Annotated in this window: 11 protein-coding genes; 2 read left to right on the top strand and 9 right to left on the bottom strand. The window is 77.6% G+C overall.

Going from position 1 to position 16,918, the window contains the following annotated elements; genetic code table 11:
* Nucleotides 1-72: 72 nt before the first annotated feature.
* Together ACIRS1_RS21325 and ACIRS1_RS21320 are read right to left on the bottom strand one after the other, a co-directional pair.
* Nucleotides 73-1,344 (bottom strand): benzoate/H(+) symporter BenE family transporter, encoded by a 1,272-nt coding sequence (locus tag ACIRS1_RS21325; RefSeq protein WP_402842091.1) that lies wholly within the window; start codon nucleotides 1,342-1,344, stop codon nucleotides 73-75.
* A gap of 144 nt (nucleotides 1,345-1,488) precedes the next feature.
* The gene (locus ACIRS1_RS21320) at nucleotides 1,489-2,199 is read right to left on the bottom strand and encodes an SDR family NAD(P)-dependent oxidoreductase (RefSeq protein WP_402842090.1); all 711 of its coding nucleotides are present in this window, start codon (nucleotides 2,197-2,199) and stop codon (nucleotides 1,489-1,491) included.
* A 108-nt stretch (nucleotides 2,200-2,307) separates the two neighbouring features.
* Between ACIRS1_RS21320 and ACIRS1_RS21315 the strand changes: the two genes are divergently transcribed.
* Nucleotides 2,308-2,937: a TetR/AcrR family transcriptional regulator gene (locus tag ACIRS1_RS21315; RefSeq protein ID WP_402842088.1), complete on the top strand. Its 630-nt coding sequence runs from the start codon at nucleotides 2,308-2,310 to the stop codon at nucleotides 2,935-2,937.
* A gap of 525 nt (nucleotides 2,938-3,462) precedes the next feature.
* Complete coding sequence (locus ACIRS1_RS21310) at nucleotides 3,463-4,503, top strand: alpha/beta fold hydrolase (RefSeq protein WP_402842086.1); 1,041 nt, start codon at nucleotides 3,463-3,465, stop codon at nucleotides 4,501-4,503.
* 58 nt (nucleotides 4,504-4,561) lie between these two features.
* Here the strand turns inward: ACIRS1_RS21310 and ACIRS1_RS21305 are convergent, their stop codons facing one another.
* From ACIRS1_RS21305 to ACIRS1_RS21275, 7 genes are all read right to left on the bottom strand, one after another.
* On the bottom strand, nucleotides 4,562-5,359 hold the full coding sequence (locus ACIRS1_RS21305) for a BTAD domain-containing putative transcriptional regulator (RefSeq protein ID WP_402842083.1): 798 nt from the start codon (nucleotides 5,357-5,359) through the stop codon (nucleotides 4,562-4,564).
* A 326-nt stretch (nucleotides 5,360-5,685) separates the two neighbouring features.
* Nucleotides 5,686-7,239 carry a hypothetical protein gene (locus tag ACIRS1_RS21300; RefSeq protein WP_402842080.1) on the bottom strand — a complete coding sequence of 518 codons (1,554 nt, stop codon included), beginning with the start codon at nucleotides 7,237-7,239 and terminating at the stop codon, nucleotides 5,686-5,688.
* Complete coding sequence (locus tag ACIRS1_RS21295) at nucleotides 7,236-8,567, bottom strand: hypothetical protein (RefSeq protein ID WP_402842078.1); 1,332 nt, start codon at nucleotides 8,565-8,567, stop codon at nucleotides 7,236-7,238. The genes ACIRS1_RS21300 and ACIRS1_RS21295 overlap by 4 nt, the downstream gene beginning before the upstream one ends.
* A 176-nt stretch (nucleotides 8,568-8,743) precedes the next feature.
* Nucleotides 8,744-10,873, bottom strand: a complete 2,130-nt coding sequence (locus ACIRS1_RS21290; RefSeq protein WP_402842076.1) for an ATP-binding protein — start codon at nucleotides 10,871-10,873, stop codon at nucleotides 8,744-8,746.
* A complete protein-coding gene (locus ACIRS1_RS21285) occupies nucleotides 10,866-12,575 on the bottom strand; it encodes a hypothetical protein (RefSeq protein ID WP_402842073.1) in 1,710 nt (569 codons plus the stop codon). The genes ACIRS1_RS21290 and ACIRS1_RS21285 overlap by 8 nt, the downstream gene beginning before the upstream one ends.
* Nucleotides 12,572-14,719 (bottom strand): phage tail protein, encoded by a 2,148-nt coding sequence (locus ACIRS1_RS21280; RefSeq protein WP_402842070.1) that lies wholly within the window; start codon nucleotides 14,717-14,719, stop codon nucleotides 12,572-12,574. Before ACIRS1_RS21280 ends, ACIRS1_RS21285 begins: the two co-directional genes overlap by 4 nt.
* Nucleotides 14,719-16,911, bottom strand: coding sequence for a putative baseplate assembly protein (locus ACIRS1_RS21275; protein WP_402842067.1), 2,193 nt, complete (start codon nucleotides 16,909-16,911; stop codon nucleotides 14,719-14,721). The genes ACIRS1_RS21280 and ACIRS1_RS21275 overlap by 1 nt, the downstream gene beginning before the upstream one ends.
* Nucleotides 16,912-16,918: the final 7 nt, after the last annotated feature.

Here is a 16,918-nt window from a genome sequence, read left to right as displayed (position 1 = left end):
CGACTCCTCCTCGGCCGTGCTCAGGCCGACTCCTCCTCGGCCGTGCTCAGGCCGACTCCTCCTCGGCCGTGCTCAGGCCGACTCCTCCTCGGCGACCGGCTCGCGCGCCGCCCGGCCCGGCCCGGCCCCCGGGGCCGTGGCGGCGGCCGGACCCGGGTCGGAGCGCCGGGTCTGCGCCGAGAAGGCCACCCGCACCACCAGGCCGGCGAGCAGCGCCCAGAAGGCCGAGCTGACGCCCGCCAGCGTGGTGCCCGAGGCGGCGACCACGAAGGTGACCGTCGCCGCCGTCCGCTCCGCCACCGGGACGCCCGTGGCCGACTCCCCTCCCCCGCCGAGCGCGGCCGACAGCGCGTGGCCGAGCGTCCCCAGCAGGGCGAGCCCGGCCACCGTGCCGACCACCTCGGCCGGGGCGACGGCGAGGAAGCTGATGAGGGCCGTGGTCCCCGCGGCGATGCCCAGGTAGGTGATGCCGAACGCCTGGGAGGAGAGCCACCGGCGGGCCGGGTCCGGGTGCGCCTCCGGCGAGGCGGGCAGCGCGGCGCTGATCGCCGCGAGGTTGACGGCGTGCCCGCCGAACGGTGCGGCCAGCATGCTGCCCAGACCGGTGACCACCATCGCCGGGCGCCACGGGACGCGGTACCCGAAGGAGCTCATGATCGCGATGCCCGGCACGTTCTGCGCGGCCATCGTCACCACGTAGAGCGGCAGGGCGATGCCGGCCACCGCGGCCCAGCTCAGCCGGGGCCCGGTCAGGGCCAGCTGCGGGAGCCAGGGCCCGTGCAGACCCTGCCCGCGGACGGCCAGGACGCCGACGACCAGCACCATGGCGCCGAAGGCCGCCGGGACGGCCCACCGCGGCGCGGTCACCACCGCGACCAGCCAGGTCAGCAGGATCGGGGCGACCTCCCAGGGGTGCGAGCCGAGCGCCTTGACCGGGACGAGGCAGAGTTCGAGGAGGACGCCGGCGAGCATCGCCTGGGCGATCGACGCCGGGATCGCCGCCACCTTGGCGCCGAGCCGCGGCCAGAGGCCGGTGACGGCCACCAGGGCGCCCGCGACCAGGAACCCGCCCACCGCCGCCGGCCACCCGCCGGTCACCTGCCCGGCGCTCGCCAGCACGGCGGCACCCGGCGTGGACCAGGCGGCGGTGATCGGCATGCGGCAGCGTCTGCTCAGCCAGAGGCTGGCCACCCCGAGCGCGGCGCAGAGCGCCACCAGCCCGGAGGCCGCCTGGGCCGGACTCGCCCCCACGGCGCGCAGGCCCGTGAGGACCGCCGCGAAGGTGCTGGTGTATCCGATGAACGCGATCGCGATGCCGGTGACGACGGGCTGCCCTCGTTCCACCCCTGGCACACTACCGAGCCGCGCCGCCCCCGGGTGCCGTTTCGATCCCCCGGCCGTCAACTCCCCTTCGGCGCGGCCCGAACGGGCAGCGGAATCGACCCGAACGGACCAGCCCGGCCCCCACGGCTACCAGGACCCCCACGGCTACCAGGGGACGGTCTCCCCGTGGAGGTCGAGGAACTGCAGGCCCGGCGCGCCCGCCTGGGCCTCCAGCACGTCGACCACGGCCGGGATGCTCTCCTCGGGGGCGAGCAGCGCGTCGGGCCCGCCGAGTTCGGTCCGGTTGTGGCCCGGGTCGATGAGCAGCTTGGTCCGTCCGTCGTCGGCGCAGCGGGTGGCGTGGCTGCGCATCAGCTGGTTGAGCGCGGCCTTGCTGGCCTTGTAGAGCTCGTAGCCCTCCTCGGTGTTGCGCGAGACGCTGCCCTGGTCGGAGGACATCACGGCGACCGTCCCGCCGGGCGGGACGAGGTCGCGCAGGGCCTCCACGGCGCGCAGCGGGCTCAGCGCGTTGGTGATCATCACCTCGGTGAACATCTCGGTGCCGACCTCGGTGATCGGCAGGTCGCCGCGGTCGATCGCGGCGTTGACGAAGAGCAGGTCGAGTGCGCGGCCGCTCAGCCGCTCGCGCAGGGCGGCCAGCTCCTCCGGGCTGGTCATCTCCAGCGACTCGACCGTCAGCCGCCCGCCGGAGGCCTCGGCCAGAGCGATGAGCGCGTCCGCGTTCCGGCGCGCCGTGGCGACCACCTCCCAGCCGCGGCGGGCGAGCTCCTCCGCCAGGACGAGCCCCAGGCCGCGCGAGGCTCCGATGACCAGCGCCCGCCGCCGGGGGGTGGGTGATGGGGTGGTGAGTGACACGTCTTCTCCTTCAGTGCAAGGGACTTCGAATTTGTCGCAACGCCACGTCCAGACGAGACGTCGCGTCCACACTAGGTCATGATTCCCGAAGCCGGTACCGTGTTCCGCATGCCTGCCACACCCTCCCGGCCCCCACGGCCGCGAAGCTCCGAGCCCCCGGCCCCCCGGACGCACTCCGGCAGCCGCCGCGACGAGGCCGCCCGCCTCGCCGTCCTGCACGCCGCCGACGACCTGCTCGTCGAGCACGGCTTCGGCGCCCTCACCGTCGAGGCGATCGCCCGCCGCGCCGGCGTCTCCAAGCAGACGATCTACCGCTGGTGGCCGTCCAAGGTCGAGATCCTGCTCGACACCCTCGTCGAGGACATCGGGAAGCAGCTGCCGATCCCCGCCGGCAAGCCCACCGCGGAGGCCGTCCGGCGCTACCTGCGCGGCTATGCGCGGTTCCTCACCCGCGACCCGGCCGGGAAGGTCCTGCTCGCACTCCTCGCCGAGGCGCAGCACGACCCCGCCACCGCCGCACTCCTGCACGAGCGCCACCTCGGCCCGCGCCGCCGCCAGGAGCGCGAGCTGCTCACCCGCGCCGTCGAGGCCGGCGAGATCGCCCCCGCCCTGGCCCCCGACGCGATTCTCGACGCCCTGCTCGGCCCGATCGCCTACCGCGCCCTCACCGGCGCGTCCGTCCCCCGCGGCCTGGTGGACGTGCTCGTCGACGGCCTGCTCAGACCACGGTCCGGCTGAGTGCTCGCGCTGCCGCACCCCTGACGGAGCGCCGGTCCGAGCGCAGGGCCCGGATTCTGGACTTGAGGGTCCATTTTCCGGCTCCCACCTTCTCCGTCGAGGCCCGGTGCGGACCGGGCGGCCGATGACGAGAGAGCAGGCTCCCCGTGCACGCGGTACTGATCACCACCCACGGCGGCCCCGAGGTCATGCGGTGGACCGAGCTGCCCGACCCCGTCCCGGGCAGGGTGGCCTCCCCCTTGGCGGTCAGTCTGGCGGTCTGCGGACCCGGCATCGTTGCGCTCCCCCGGAGGACCGGACTGGCCGGTCCATTCTCACCGGGGCGCCGGGTTGACCTGGATCGCGGTCCCAGTGCGCGGCGCGGCGGCGGGATTTGGGTCATCGGACAGCGTCAACTGACGGATGCAGCCGCCCGGCGCCGTGGTCGACAGTCGGTGGTGCCGACGCCGTCGCCTCGGCAGGCCGCGGCGATCCCAGCTCGGCGCCGCGCACCGGGCGGCCCGACCGTACGACGGAGGAACAGAGATGATCGACAGGCGCACCTTCAACCGGGCCGTCGGGCTGGGGGCGGGCGCCACCGCCCTGTCGCTGGCCGGCCGGCCGGCCGCCGCGGACACCCGCCCGGCCGCTGACGCCCGAGGCGGCGCAGCCGGTGGCAGCACGCCCTTCGCCGCGCTGCGGCAGGTCCGCGCCGGGGTGCTGGACGTCGGCTACGCCGAGGACGGGCCGGCCGACGGACCGGTGGTCCTCCTCCTGCACGGCTGGCCATACGACATCCACAGCTACGTCGACGTCGCGCCGCAGCTCGCCGCGCGCGGCTACCGGGTCATCGTCCCGTACCTGCGCGGGCACGGGAGCACCCGGTTCCTCTCCGACCGGACGCCGCGCAACGGCCAGCAGGCGGCGATCGCGGTCGACGTCCTCGCACTGATGGACGCCCTGGGCATCGACCGGGCCGTCCTGGCCGGGTTCGACTGGGGCTCGCGCACCGCCGCCATCATCGCGGCGCTGTGGCCCGAGCGGGTCAAGGCGCTGGTCGCGGTCAGCGGGTACATCATCACCGACCGCGCGATGCAGCAGGAGCCACTGACGGCCGCCGCCGAGCACACCTGGTGGTATCAGTTCTACTTCGCCACCGAGCGCGGCCGCCGCGCCATGGCGGACCGTACCAAGCGGCACGAGCTGTGCCGCTTCGTCTGGGACACCGTCTCCCCGACCTGGCAGTTCGACGACGCCGTCTTCGAGCGCACCGCCGCCGCCTTCGACAACCCGGACTACCCGGCGATCGTCGTCCACAACTACCGCTGGCGGCTGAGCCTCGCCGAGGGCGAGCGCCGCTACGACCGCCTGGAGGAGCGCCTCGCCGCGCGGCCCCGGATCGGTGTGCCGACCGTCACCCTCGACCCCGGGCGCGACCCGTTCACCGCGCCCGGCGACGGCTCCTCCTACCGCCAGTTCTTCACCGGCCCCTACCTCCACCGCACGCTCCCCGACGTCGGCCACAACCTGCCGCAGGAGGCACCGGCCGACTTCGTGCGGGCCGTCGTGGACGCCGACCGCCTCTGAGGCCGCCCGGGCCGGTCCGCCCGGTCTGTCCGGGCCGGCGGCGGCGGGCCGGGCCCGCTCAGCCGCCGGCCGGGAGCCGGTCGGGCGTGCGCGCGGCCGGGCGGCGGCCCGGGTCGCAGTGCGCGTGCAGCAGCCGGGCGAGCTCCCGGCCGGGCTCCACGCCGAGCTCCCGGCTGGTCAGCCCGCGGTAGGCGTCGTAGCTGCGCAGCGCCTCGACGAGGTTCCCCTCCGCCAGGTGGGCCTCGATCAGGACCCGTTGGGCGCTCTCCCGCAGCGGTTCGACGCCGACCGCGACCATCGCCGACTCGACCGCCTCGGCGCAGCGGCCCGCCCGCACCAGGTGGCGGCTGAGCGCCTCCAGTCCGTGCAGCAGCCGCTGCCTGATCCGCTCGCGCTCGATCAGCACCCAGTCGTCGTACCAGCCGGGCAGCAGGTCCAGCGCGTCGGCGCGCCACCGGAAGGTGCACAGGTCGGCGGTGGTCGCGGTGCCGGCGATCAGGCGCCCCGCCCAGTCGCACAGGACGTACAGGTCGACGACGGTGTGCTCGCGCACCGAGAGCGAGCACTTGTCGGAGTCGAGCACGTCGATGCCGGCCGCCTTGAGCCGCCACAGCGCCGAGCGCAGGTTGCCGGCCGCGCGCAGGTCGCCGCCCTCCGGCCAGAGGGTGCCCGCGGCGTGGCGGCGCTCCACCCACCCGCCGTTGAGCGCGACGAAGGCCAGCAGCCGTTTGCTGCCCTCCGGCACCTCCAGCCGGCGGCCCGCGTGCACCACCCGCGGATGGCCGAACAGGTGCAGCGTCGGCGCGCTCCCCTGCGCAGGGATCAGGATCGGCGATTCCAGAAACGGCGCGTGCATGGCGGTCCTCCCCGTGAAAGCCCGGCCAAGAGGCTATGCGCACCTCGTCACTGGACCGTCACGGTGCGCAACCAGATCGTGCCTACCCGTCCTTTCTCTCCGTACACCTGGTCAGCTCTGCCCCCTTCCGACGCGACAGCCCCTCAGGAAGGCCGCCACCAGGGCCAGAACCGTTTCCGCATCCGTCGTCCGGCAGCGGGACTCGGCCGAGGAGGAGCGGAGGTCGGTACTCGCCGTGACGGTGATCAGCAGCCGGCCCGGCGCCTGCGGCTCCACCCGCAGCACGCACACGGCGGCGGACGGGAGCTCCGCCTCGTCCACCGGTCTCACCGGTCGTCGCCCGGCCCGGCGGGCGGCGGGCCGTCCGGAGCCGGTCCGGTCTCCTCACCCCTCCCGGCGGGCGGCGGGCCGTCCGGGGCGGCGACCGGCTCCCCGTGCTGCCCGGCTGCGGTCGGCTCCGAACCCTCCCGGTCCGACCCCTGCGACGGGCAGTAGCGCCGGCGGCTGCGCACGAACGCCACCCACCCGCCCGTCCAGGCACCGTCCTGCACCGCGCCGCCCACCGGGACCAGCACGTCCACCTCCGCCCCGGAGTCGAGCGGGATCCGGTCGCGGTGCTGCGCCTGCTGCACGGCCTCGGCGATGTCGGCCCGGGTGGCGTAGCAGAAGGACAGGCCCAGCCGGTCGCCGAGCAGCCGTCGCACCTCGCGCTGCAGCAGGTCCGGGTCGCTGCGGACGGCCAGGTAGCCGGCCGGGGGCAGCTCGCCGAAGCCGCGTTCGGTGAGCGGGGGCAGCGGCAGCCCCACGGCGGCCCGGTCGTCCGCCAGCTGGTCGCGGATGCGTGACCTGGCCCGCTCCAGGGACCGGCGCATCTCCAGGGCGATCCCCGACCGGGCGCGCCCGGCCCGGTCGACGAGCTGGCCGATCTCGGCCTCCACCTCCTTGAGCATCTGGTCGGTCGCGCGTTCGGCCGCCGCGTCCGTGCGGGTGTCGCGCCACTGCGCCGACTGTGCCTGGAACTGGAGGATCTGCGCCGCGTACGCGCTCCACGGCCGCATGCCCAGCCGGCCCTGCCACCAGCGCTCCGGCGGCGGCGCACCCACCTCGCGGCGGGCCGCCCAGACGTCCACCACCCACTGCGCGGTGTCCGGGCCGACCGGGATCACCAGCGCGACCCGGACGGGCGGGCGCGAGTAGTCGGCCGGCGGCTCCCAGGCGGTCGGCAGGACGGCCGGGTCCGCCGTCCAGGGCGAGTCGTCCCGCTGCTCGGCCTCGAACAGCCGGGAGGCCAGCCAGTTGCGGCGGTTCGGGCTCAGCTGCTCCTCCAGCCCGGTCATCCGGGCCGCCGTCAGGCCGATCCGCACCCCCTCGGCGGTGTACTGCCGGTTGGTGGTGGGGCCCGCGCACGGGTCCTCGCAGAGCAACCCCTGGACGGCCGTCTCGCCGTAGTCCCAGTCGGTGCGCGTCACCTCCACCCACCAGAAGGCGTCGTTGCCGGGCCGCAGGTCCTTCAGCGGCAGCGACACCTCGTGCCGGGAGCGCAGCGGGCGCCCGGCCGCGTCGATCGCCAGTCCGCCGCCGACCTTCAACTCACCCTGGACGACGGCCACCTGGAAGCCCTCGACCACCCCGGGGCCGCCCGAGCGGCCGACCGCGGAGCCGAACTCCCGGGCGTAGTCCTGGATCCGGTTCAGGTGCTCGGCCCGCAGGAACAGCCCGTCGAAGGCGCGCAGCCGGTCGATGTCGCCGCCCGCGGTGTCCGGCGTGCCGGCGGATCGCTCGTCGGGCGTGCCGGCCGGTGCGGTGGGGGTCGCGGCCGCCGCCCCGGGCCCGTCGGTGCCGCCCGGCCCCGCGGCCGCGCCGCTCTCGGCGATGGTCATGACTCGGACCTCCCGGCGTCGGCGGTGTGGTTCTGCAGGTACCCGGTGACAACGGCGTCGCGGCCGTCGTGCCGCCCCGCCGCCGGCCCGTCCAGCAGGCCGGCGAACGGCACCCACGGGTCCGTCCCGTAGCACGGCTCCGGTCCGGTGCCGCGGATCAGCACCCGCGCCAGCCGGTGCGCCGGCGGGTGTTCGAGGTCGAGGACGGCCCGGGTGCCGCCGTCGGTCAGCCGCACCCCGGCCACCGGGCTGCGCGCCCAGCCCGCGCCGTGCTCGGAGAGCGAGGTGATCGTGACGGCCTGCTCCAGCGAGCGGCGGTCCACCGGCCGGTCGAAGCAGAGGCTGAGGCAGGTGTTGCCGCGGGACCACCGCAGCGAGCCCGGATCCAGCCGGGGCCCGTCGGCGTCCTCGGGCACGGCCTCCCCGAGCAGTCCGGGGGCCAGGCCGCAGAGCAGGTCCTGGATCGCGCCGGTGGGCAGCAGCACGGACCGGACCAGCTGGTCCACCACCACGTCCGCGACCCGGACGCCGCCGGGGCCGGTCAGCACGTCGAAGTCCAGCTTCGCCAGGACGACCGGCGCGTGGTCCTCCGTCACCGGGAAGAGCTGCGGGCAGGCGTCGCCCTCCTCGCGCCCGGGCGTGTCCTGGCCCGCGTCGCGGGCGGCCAGCCGCCGGAACTCCGCCAGCAGCCGTTCGGCCCGCTGCGCGGGCGGGGCGGCCCGCACCCGGTCGGCGGCCTCGGCCGCCTGCCGGCCGGCCGTGTCCTCCGGGCCGGCCACCTCGTCCAGGCCGAGCAGCACCCGCAGCCGGTGGTACGGGCGGGGGCGGGGCGGTTCGTCGCCGCGGACCACCACCCGGACGGTCTCGGTGATCCGGGAGTAGTCGTCGTGCCGGCGGGTGATGTCGCACGGGTCGGCCAGGGCCGGTACAGGGCGGCCGGCGCAGCTCCCGAACTCGGCCACCAGCCAGGCCGTGACCGGCCGGCCCTCGCCGGGGCAGGGCGGCTGCGCCGCGTCCGCCGGGCCCGGGGCAGCGCCGGGGGCCGGGTGGTCCTCGGCCCAGCGGGTGGCCCAGGCGGTCAGCGACGCACAGGCCTCGGCCTCCAGGGCGAGTTCGCGGCCCCAGCCGTCCACGGCGAGGCCGGGCGCGGTGCGCAGCCGGTCGCCGTCGGCGTCGAGGCGCACGCCGTACCCCCAGACGACGCCCGGCCCGTGCAGCCAGGCCGAGTGCAGCATCTGCTTGCCGCGCGGATTGCCCATCAGCACCCGGAAGTCGTCCTCGCCGAGCAGCATGCCGAAGGCCACCCGCAGGGCGCTGAACGGCGTCACCGGCAGCTCGTCCGCCCGGCCCGGGCCGTCGGGCGGCCCCGCCGCCGAACCGCCCGTCGAACCGCCCGGGCCGCACGGGCCGCAGGGCCCTGGGGGCCCGGCACCGCCCGGCTGGCCCGGGCCGCCACCGGCCGTACCACCGCAACCGCAGGGTGCGCCGCCGCTGCCGAACGCCGTCATGTCCTCTCCTCCCTGGTGGGCCGGACGGCGGCCGCGCCGAGCGCGCGCAGCGCCCGCTCGTCCGCGGCCCCGCCGGATGGGGCGGCCGGATCCGCCGGGAACGGCCGGTTCGCCTTGGCGTACTCCCGCCGCATCGCGTCGACCAGGTGGCCCCGGCCGACCCTGCCCCCGGCCTCGGCCGCCCGGAAGGCCGCGGCGATCGCGGCGTTGCGGATCCAGCCGCCGGGGACGGGGTAGCGGTGCGCGAGCGAGGCCAGGTCGATGCCGTCCTCCCGCACCGGGGCCGGCAGGTGCAGCCGCCAGAGCCGGTGGCGCTCCGCCTCCCCCGGGAGGTCGAAGGCGACGACGAAGTCCATCCGGCGGATGAACGCGGCGTCGATGTTCTGCCGCAGGTTGGTGGCCAGCACGGCCAGGCCGTCGAAGCGGTCCAGCCGCTGGAGCAGGTAGGCCGTCTCCAGGTTGGCGAAGCGGTCGTTGGCGCCGGAGATCTCGGTCCGCGCCCCGAACAGGGCGTCCGCCTCGTCGAGGAGGAGCACCGCCTGCAGCCGTTCCGCGGCGTCGAACGCGGCGGCCAGGTTCTTCTCCGTCTCCCCGATCCACTTGGAGACCACCTGCGAGACGTCCACCACCAGCAGGTCCGTCCCGGCGGCGGTGGCCAGCACCTCGGCCGCCAGCGACTTGCCGGTGCCGGGCGCCCCGGTGAACAGCAGCCGCACGCCGCGGTCCGCGCGGGCCGCCTCGCGCAGCCCCCAGTCGTCCAGCACCACCGACTGGTGCGCCAACCGGGAGACGGCGTCCCGCAGTTGCCGGTCCGACTCGGCCGCCACGACCAGCCGGCCCCAGGACGCCCGGGGGCTGAGCAGCTCCACTCCGGGCGGGAGGGCGGCACCCGCCCTGGCCCGGACCGCGGCCGAGACGTCCGGCGCGGCGCCGCCCGGCGCGAGCTCCGCCCAGCTCCGCACGTCCAGGGCCACCTGGGCGGTCAGCGCCGGGTCCAGCGGGTGACGGGCCGCCAGCTGCGGGGCCCGCCCGGCCTCGCCGGGCAGCGCCGCCCGCCAGGCCGCCCGGCGGTCCTCGGTGCCGATCGGCCCGACCGGCACGGTGAGCACCGACCGTTCCGGGCCCGGCCGCACCGCGCCGGGCCCGGCGCAGACCAGGACCGGGCCGACCACCCGGCGCAGGTCCAGCCGGGCCGGACCGGCCCCCTCCTCCGGCCGCGCCACCACCAGGACGGGCACCCCGCCGCGGGCGGCCGCGTGCAGGCCGAGCAGGCCCGGCCCCGCCGGGTCCTCGGGGCGCACCCGCCCGGCCACCGGTCGCAGCCCGGCGGCGCGGGCCAGGGCCGCGCAGCGGCTCAGCGCGATCGTCTCGTCGGGCGCGGTGACCACGACGGTCCGCGGGGCCGTGGCACGCAGTGCGGCGACGGCCCGTTCGGCCTCCGGTCGCGCCAGCCAGCCGTCGAGTCCGGCGACCGGCGGGCCGACCTCGACCTCGGCCGGCTCCCCCGGCAGGGCGGCGCAGCCGTGCAGGGCCGCCCAGAGCCCGTCGGCCAGCCGCAGGCTGCGGTCGTGGAAGGTGCCCTCGCCGTGGACCACGAGGGCGCCGGTGCGGACGGCCGCGCCCTCGTGGAGGAGGCGGCGCAGCGCGGCGCGGTCGACGGCGGCGACGTGGTCGACGGCGGGGACGCGGCCCGGATCGTCGTCCGGCGCGTGGTCGTCGTCGTGGGCGTGGTCGAGCAGCAGGGCGGCGAGGCCGACGCTCGGGTGGGAGTCGCCGCGCGGGTGCATCGCCCGGAAGGTCCTGGCCAGGCCCTCGTGCTCCTCCGGGAGCCCGGCGAGCAGCAGCAGGTCGAGCTCCGCCGCGGTGAGGCCCAGCCGTTCCACGAGACGGCGGACCGGCGACGAGCCGGTGTGCTCCGCCGGGCCGCCCGCTGCGGCGGCGTCCGCCCACTCCCGCAGGAAGCGGGCGGAGGAGTCCCCGGAGTCCGTGCCGCAGGTGTCGTCGAGCAGCCCGGCGAGCCGCCGGGCCGGGCCGGCCGCCCGGGCGGTGAGTTCGCGGCTGACCGCCTCGGGCGCCGGATGGGCGTCCGAGGGCGTGCCGAGCGGTGCTCCGGACGGCTCAGGCATAGACGTACCTCACCACCGCGCCGAGCCAGGGCACCCACCCCGGATCCAGGTCCAGCCCGGCCCGGCGGACCGTCAGGTCGGTGTCGGCCGCGGCGAGCCGGACCTCGATCCAGCCGGGTTCGGCCGCCACCTCGCCGCCGCGGCGGGCGATCGCGCGGACGGCGGCGCGGCCGTCCGCCGGGGCGGCGTCAGGAGCGGCGGACGGATCGGCGGACGGACGAGCCGGCGGACCGGCTGACGGACCGGCACTCGGCCCAGCCGGTGCATCGGCGGACGGACCGGCCGCCGGATCGAGGCGGGCGGCGGTGGCCGCGGCCCACCCGGTGGCGAGGGTCCGCAGGCGGGCGCGTTCGGCCGGCGTGGGCGGCGGGGCGGCGAGCAGGGCCGCGGCCCGCGCGGGGCCGAGGCCGGCCAGGGCGAGCAGGGCCGGGTCGGCCGGGTCCGCCTCGGGCAGCAGGTCGCACCCGAGGCGGTGCAGGATCCAGCGCAGCGGTCGGGCGCTCAGCGCGCCGTCGTCCAGGGCCCGTTGCGGGAGCCCGGCGTCGGCGGCACTCGCGAGCAGGAAGAGCAGTCCGGCCCAGGCGGTGGGTGCGCCACTGCCGCGGTCCGGAGCCGGCCCACCGTCTCCGGGTGCCCCGACCGGGTCGGCCGCCGGAGCGGGCGGTGCCGCGGCCGGGGCCGGCGAGCGGTCCGGCCGGGCCGCGGTGGAGCAGGCGGTGGAGGGCGACGGCCCGGCACCGTTCGCGGGATCCGTGTCCGGGGGTGGCACGGGGGTGGCCGCCGGCCCGTGCGAGGAGGGCGCGGCCGGCCCGAGCAGCGTCCGCAGCTCCGCCGCCAGCGCGTGCGGCAGCCCGGGGTGCGGGCGGCGGTGCAGCGAGCCGGGGTCGGCCTCGGCGGCCACCAGCACGGCCCAGGCGGCCAGCGTCGCCGGTCCGGGCCGCAGCCGGGCCGACCGGGCGAGGGCGGCCAGCGCCGAGCCGGCCAGCAGGGTGCGGGCGAGGTCCCGGGCCGCTGCGGTCGGCGGGGTGCCGGCGCCCGCGTCGCTTCCGGTGCCGTCACCGGGCGGTCCGTCGCCGGGGGCGCACCAGGACGCCACCGCCGCCAGCCCGGCCACGGCCTGCCAGCCCGGCGCGCCGAGGAGCCGGTCCAGGGCGGGCAGCCCGCAGGCTCCGGCCGCGCGGAGCAGCGCGGCCGCCGCGTGCCGCGGAGCGCGGCCGAGCGCCGCCAGCACGGCGGCGCGGGGCTCGGCGGTGGGCGCCGGGTCGGTGGGCCGTACGGCGCCCGCCTGCCGCCAGGCCCAGAGCCGCTCCGTCCGGCCGGCGGCCACCCCGGCCAGCAGGTCGGCGAGCAGCTCGACGTCGTCCCGGTAGTGGACGACCCCGCCGCGGCCCTCGCGGACCGTCCGTTCGATCGCGGCGGCCAGTGCCGTGGACCAGTCCTGCCCGGCGGCCGGCCCGGGCCGGCCGAGGTCGAGCGGGACGGTCAGCCGCAGCCGCCGCACGCACCAGTGGCCCGGCGGCAGCCGCACCCCCGTCAGGGCGCGTTCGAGGCCGCCGTCGAGGACGCACTGCAGTGGCTCCCGCAGCCCGTCGGCCGTGGACCCGCCGGCCGTGGCGCCGGGGTGCGGGCCGCCGTCGGGCCGGGGCGCCGTGTCGTGCAGCGTCGCGGAGAACCGTCCGATCACCACCGTCGGAGCGCTCATCCCACCCTCACCGCCCCCACCGACGCCGACTCGCCGACCCGCGCGGCCGCCGAGGGGACGCCGACCACGCCGTCCTCGCCGATCCGGACCCGGCCGACCACGGCCGGGCCCCAGGCCGCGCCGGGGCCCACCACCGAGGTGAGGTCGAGGTAGAGGCCGCGGCCGACCCGCATGCCGGTGCCGAGCGGACAGATCTCCGCCAGGGTGTGGGCGGGCTTGTGCGCCTCGACGATGCCGCGGACGACGTCGAGCGGCTCGCCCTTCAGGGGTGCGGCGATCAGGACGGTGAACCGGTGGGCCGTCGCCGTGTAGCCGTCCTCACCGGGCCGGAGGCCGCCGACGGCGAACCGGCCGAGGGTGGCCGTGGCGGCGGCCCCGCCGACCGCGGGAGCCGGGGGCCCGCCCGGCCCGCTGCCGAGGACGGCGCCGCCGAGGCCGCGCATCCGCCAGTTCTCGACGACGGCGACCGGCACGGACAGGTAGAGCCGCAGGATGCGCTCCAGGCAGGTCAGGGTGCCGCGGATCCGGAACAGCTCGTGGGCCTGGGCGACGAGGGCGCGCCGGGCGGCGACCGGCCAGCGCCGGTCGAGGGCGAGCCCGAGCAGGCCGGCCAGCCAGCCGAGGGCCTCCTGCGGGGTGGCGGTCGGGTCGAGCAGGACGGTCCGCAGCCCCGCCCGCCCGTCCAGCTCGTGCAGCAGGCCCTCGGCGGGGGCGAGGTAGCGGTGCAGGAAGTCGGCGTCGGCCTCGTCCCGGCTGAAGGAGCGGGGCAGCTGGGCCAGCAACCGGTGGCCGGGGCGTTCCACCCGCAGCGAGCGGATCCGCGGGGTGAGCCGGGCCGTGCCGCTGAGGTCGAGCACGACCCAGAGGTAGCGGCCGGGCGGCGCGTCGACCGGCGCCTCGTAGGTCTCGAACGCGTCGTCGGGGGCGATCTGCGCCCACGGCCACTCCCGGCCGGTGGGGCGCCGGAACAGGCCGCCGAGGCGGTCGAGCCGGTCCAGCCGGAGCTGCGAGGGCAGCGGCGGGGTGAGCTCACCGTGGCGCACCGCGCGCCGCCCCTGCACGGGCGGCGTCCAGGGCAGCGGGTCGGGGACGGTGTCCTCGTCGCTGCTGAGGAAGCCCACCCGGACGTCGGTGCCCGGCGGGATGCAGGCGTCGAGAAAGATCCGGCCCCAGCGGGTGCGGTGGGCGCCGGCGTCCAGCCGGTAGCTGACGACCCGTCCGGCCGGGGTGTGGCGCGCCGCCGGGCCGGCCGTCCGGGCGAGGCCCCCGTCGGAGGTGTAGGCCGTCCGCCCGTCCGGGGTGGTCTCGACGGCGCCGCCGTCGTAGCGGGGGGCTCGGGCGGGCTCGATCTCCGTCCAGCCGTCGCCGTCCGGCCGGTAGCGGCGGAACGGCTCGCCGGGGCGCCCGGCGACGGTGAGCAGACCGTCGGCGGACAGGGCGAGGTCGCTCGCCGGGCCGACCTCGAGCCGGTGGCCGCCGTCGGGGCGGGCGACCACGGCCCGGCCGCCGTGCGGCGCCGTCCAGAGCAGGTACAGCCGGTCGGCCAGGGCGGCGACCCGGGTGGGCCGCAGGCCCGCGGCGAGCAGCGGTCCGCCGAGCGCCGGGCCCCGTCCGGGGCCGCGCCGCCCGCGCAGCAGCACCAGGCCGGGCGGGTCGGCCAGCAGGACGACGGCGCCGTCGCGGTACGCGGCCGCGTCCAGGGGCCGGCGGGCGCGGTGGGCGGCGGTGCGCACGGGCACCCGGCGCAGCAGCCGTTCGGCCCAGAGGTCGACGACGTGCACGGCGCCGCAGGACTCGGCGATGTAGAGGCGCTGCGCGCCGTCGACGGCGAGGCCGCGGGGGCTGCGCAGCCCGCCGGGGTGGTGGTCGGCGGGGGCGGTGGGGGCCTTCGGGTCGAGGACGTCGACCCGCCCGAGCGCGGGGTACGAGCGATAGGCGCGCCCCCAGCGGTCGAAGGCCAGCCCGGCCGCGGTGTCTCCCCCCGGCGAGGCGTCCGGCGGCGGCTCCTGTGACGGCCCCGGCCCGGGGTCCGCGGTCCAGGCGAGGCTCACCCCGCCCCCGTCGGTCAGCGCCGTGCCGTCGTGGGCGCAGCGGGCCCACTGGTCGGGGTCGGTGAGGATGGTGACCGACCGGTCGCCGTCCATCAGCACACCTCCGGGGGCAGCGGGACGAGGACCGGGTCGCCGCCGGGCTGCGGGGTGGTCCCGTAGCCGGTGCCGGGCGGCAGCGGCGGTCCGGTGACGACGGTGATCCCGACCAGCCGGGGCACCTGCCAGGCCTTGAGCGGGACGAGCGGGGCGGCCGTCCAGGGCGCGGCCGGGCCGGGGCGGGTGGCCAGCCCGAGTTCGCCGTCGAGGTACTCGACGCCGTCCACCTGCACGGCCACGGCCTCCAGTTCGGCGCGCCGGACGGCCCGGCCGAGCGGCCACCCGGTGCCGTCCGGCCCGTACGGGGGCACCGGCGCCAGGTACTGGCGGAGGATCAGCTCGACCCAGCGGCGGACGGCGTCCACCTGGTAGCCGTCCCGGACGTGGGCGCCGACCGAGACGGCGACGTCCAGGTACGTCGGCGGGACGACGTAGAGCTCGGTGGTCAGCAGCCGGCGCGGGTCGAGGTGGGCGGCGACCCGGCGCAGCAGCGCGAGGTCGGGCAGCGGTGCGCCCGGGTCGCGCAGGTCCTCGGTGGGGAACACGACGACGCTGACCACCCCGGCGGCGGTGCGGCTCAGGGTGTCGGGGTGGAACAGCGGCAGCGTCTCGGCCCGCCGCACGCCGGGGACTTCGAGCGCCAGGGCGCGGAAGTCGTCGGCGGTGACGGCCCGGTCGCGCCGGTGGAGCTCGGCGGGGAGGGCGTCCAGGGCGTCGGCGAGCGAGGCCTGGTCGGCGCCGCCGGCGGCGGGCAGCACGTTCCTGACCTTGACCCCGGCGACGCCGCTGAGGCTGCCGATCGCCCCGGCCGGGACGTTGCCGTCCGCGCCACCGCCGTAGCGGTAGGAGAGCGCCCTGATCCGCTCGCCGATCTGCGGCACCCGGCTGCGGGTGCCGAACCGGACGAGGCCGGCGGCCGGGTCGAGGGTGTAGTGCCGGTCGAGCGGGCCGCTGTCGGCGAAGGTCTCGACCTCCGTCCAGGGCTGCCAGCCGTCCGGCTCCTCGACCTCCAGCCGGACGGTGCCGCCGATGACGGGACGGTTGGTCAGCCGGTACGCCTGGTCGGCGTCGGCGGTGCCGGTGCCCACCAGTTCCGGGGCGGCCGTGCGGGCCTGGACGACACCGACGGCGTTGGCACCGACCCAGCGGATCCGGTGTATGGCGTCGTTCTCGGTCGCCGGGCGGCGGACCCGAAGCCAGCCGATGACGCGGGCGGCGGCCTTCTCGTCGTCCAGCGGGGGCGGGCTGTGCAGGTCGCCGGTGGTGGTGGGCGCCTTGGCGTGGGTGGGGAAGGCGTCGGGCAGCTGCAGGGTGACCACCCCGGTGGCGGTGAGGCCCCGGGTGGTGTCGGCGAGGACGGCGAGGTCGGTGAAGGCCGTCGCGGCGTTTCCGGCCCGGTCGGGCCCGTTCCACAGCTCCCAGAGGAAGGCGGGCGGGTCGGTGGTGAGGTCGGCGGCGCGCAGCCGGGAGCGGTCGGGGTCGCGCGACTCGAGGTCGAAGGGCCTGGGGAGTTCGCCGTCCTGGACGACGCCGAGGAAGACGGCGCGGTTGCGCAGGCGGGCCGGGTCGGTGGCGGGTTTGCCGAGCAGCGCGATCCACAGGCACCCGTCGAGGGTGCCGGAGACGTCGAGGGGCGGCTGGTCGGCGGCCAACGGGTCGGCGGGGACGGCGGTGGTGACGTAGAAGCCGGGTGCGGTGCCGGCGTCGACGAGGCTGCGCGGGCCGGCCGGGAGGGCGGCGACGGCGTCCTCCCGGCGGCGGGCCTCGGCGCTGCCGGCCTCGGCGTGCGGGGCGGCGGTCTTGCCGACGGCGAGGGTCTCCAGCGGCCAGGCGACCACCTCGCCCTCGGTCTCGAACGGCACCGCCCCGGCGCGGGCCTCCGTCCCGCGCAGGACCTGGACGCCCTCGGGCCGCTCGGTGTCCAGCACCAGGAGGGCGTGGGCGAGCGCGGCGGGCCGTGGGCGGACGCCGAGCAGCCGCAGGAAGGCGGCCTTGGTCGTGTCGGGGATCTGGTTGAAGCGGAAGAGCAGAGACTCGCCGAGGTAGGCGAACAGTTCCAGCAGTGCCACACCGGGGTCGGTGGCGTTGTGGTCGGTCCACTCGGGGTTGTAGACCGGGATGCGTCTGATCAGCTCGTCGCGGAGCTGGGCGAAGGTGCGGTCGTCGAGGATCGGACCGATCAGGGCCACGGCCGGC

The sequence above is a fragment of the Kitasatospora sp. NPDC101176 genome (genome assembly GCF_044768035.1).
GTDB lineage: Bacteria > Actinomycetota > Actinomycetes > Streptomycetales > Streptomycetaceae > Kitasatospora.
The sequence above is the reverse complement of the archived record's forward strand: the minus strand, read 5'-3'. Positions and strand labels throughout refer to the sequence as shown.